Raw genomic sequence first — 2,199 nt, 5'->3', positions numbered from 1 at the left:
TGAATGTAGTAGATAACGGCCAAGGTCAATTGGTTGCGACTGTAGAAAATGCGAATGCAGAACGTGTCTTCACTAACACTTATAAAGCAGCTTCAACAAGCGCGACAATCAAAGCTAAGAAAGTCTTGAATGGTAAAGAACTTGTAGCTGATGCTTATACTTTCGAATTGAAAGAAAAAGATGCAGTTGTAGCTACAGCTAAGAATACTGCTTCAGGCGAAGTTGTCTTCAACGTCAACTACACCGAAGCAGGAGAGCACACTTACACTATCACTGAAAAAGCAGGAACAGAAGCAGGTGTGACATACTCAACAGAATCCTACACAGTTAAAGTGAATGTAGTAGATAACGGTCAAGGTCAATTGGTTGCGACTGTAGATGAAGCAGAACGTGTCTTCACTAACACTTATAAAGCCGCTGAAACAAAAGCTACTATCAAGGCTACTAAAGTCTTGGAAGGTAAAGCTCTAGAAGCTGGTAAATACGAATTCGAACTTAAAGAAGGTGACGAAGTCGTCGCAACAGCCAAAAACGCTGCAGACGGTTCTGTTACTTTCGAAGCTATCAAGTACGCAGCAGCAGGTGACCACACTTACACTATCACTGAAAAAGAAGGTAGCGAAGCAGGTGTAACTTACGATAAATCTACTCACAATGTAACAGTAAAAGTTACAGATAATGGACAAGGAAAACTTGTTGCAGATGTAAAAGACAACAATCCAACCTTCACCAACACTTATAAAGCAGCTAAAACAAGTGCAACGATCACAGCTACTAAAGTCTTGGATGGTAAGGCCCTTGAAGCTGGTAAATACGAATTCGAACTTAAAGAAGGTGACGAAGTCGTTGCGACAGCTAAAAACGCTGCCGACGGTACTGTGACTTTCGAAGATATCAAGTACGCAGCAGCAGGCAACCACACATACACTATCACTGAAAAAGCAGGTAGCGAAGCAGGTGTGACATACGACACTGCTAAACATGAAGTGACAGTAAACGTTACAGATAACGGGCAAGGTCAACTTGTTGCAGCTGTTACAGGTAACAATCCAACCTTCACCAACACTTATAAAGCAACTTCAACAACAGCTACTATCACGGCTACTAAAGTCTTGAATGGTAAAGCTCTAGAAGCTGGTAAATACGAGTTTGAACTTAAAGAAGGTGACAAAGTCGTTGCGACAGCTAAAAACGCTGCCGACGGTACTGTGACTTTCGAAGCTATCGAATACGCAGCAGCAGGTAACCACACATACACTATCACTGAAAAAGCAGGTAGCGAAGCAGGTGTGACATACGATACTGCTAAACACGAAGTTAAGGTAGCAGTTGTTGATAACGGACAAGGTCAACTTGTTGCGACTGTAACTGACAACAACCCAACCTTCACAAACACTTACAAAGCAGCTTCAACAACTGTTAACATCACGGCTAAGAAAGTCTTGAATGGTAAAGCTCTAGAAGCTGGTAAATATGAGTTTGAACTTAAAGAAGGTGACAAAGTAATCGGAACAGCGACAAACGCTGTAGACGGTACAGTTGCTTTCGCAGGTATTGAGTACAAAGAAGCTGGTGAGCACACTTATACTATCTCTGAAAAAGCAGGTAGCGAAGCAGGTGTGACATATGACACTGCTACACATAAAGTGACTGTTAAAGTTGTTGATAACGGTGCAGGCAAACTTGTTGCGACTGTAACTGACAACAACCCAACCTTCACCAACACTTATGTTGCGTCTTCAACACAAGTAATTTTCTCAGCTAAGAAAGTCTTGAAAGGTGATAAAGAGCTTGTAAAAGGTCAATTTAAGTTTGAACTTAAACAAGGTGACAAAGTCGTTGAGACAGCTACAAACGCTGCAGACGGTACTGTTACTTTCACAGCAATTGAGTACAAAGAAGCAGGAGAGCACACTTACACTATTACTGAAGTAAAAGGTGACGATAAGAATATCAAATATGATGAGAATTCTTACAAAGTGACAGTAACAGTGACAGATAATGGTGCGGGTCAACTTGTAACAACAGTTGAAGGTAACAACCCAACAATCACTAACACGTATACTGAACCGAAAAAAGAAGAACCTAAGGAAGGTCCTAAGGGTGAACAACCTAAGGGAGATTTGCCAAACACTGGTGGAGCAGACTTTACAGCATTCTCTACTATTCTTGGTCTAGTTCTTGCAGCTTTGGCAGGAC

General features: G+C 41.6%; 1 protein-coding gene. It reads left to right on the top strand.

Translation table 11 applies throughout. From position 1 onward, the window contains the following. On the top strand, positions 1-2,199 hold a 2,199-nt coding region (locus GMD4S_RS08115; protein WP_000295593.1), incomplete at both ends, for a Spy0128 family protein.

The organism is Streptococcus sp. GMD4S, assembly GCF_000296955.1.
The sequence above is the reverse complement of the archived record's forward strand: the minus strand, read 5'-3'. Positions and strand labels throughout refer to the sequence as shown.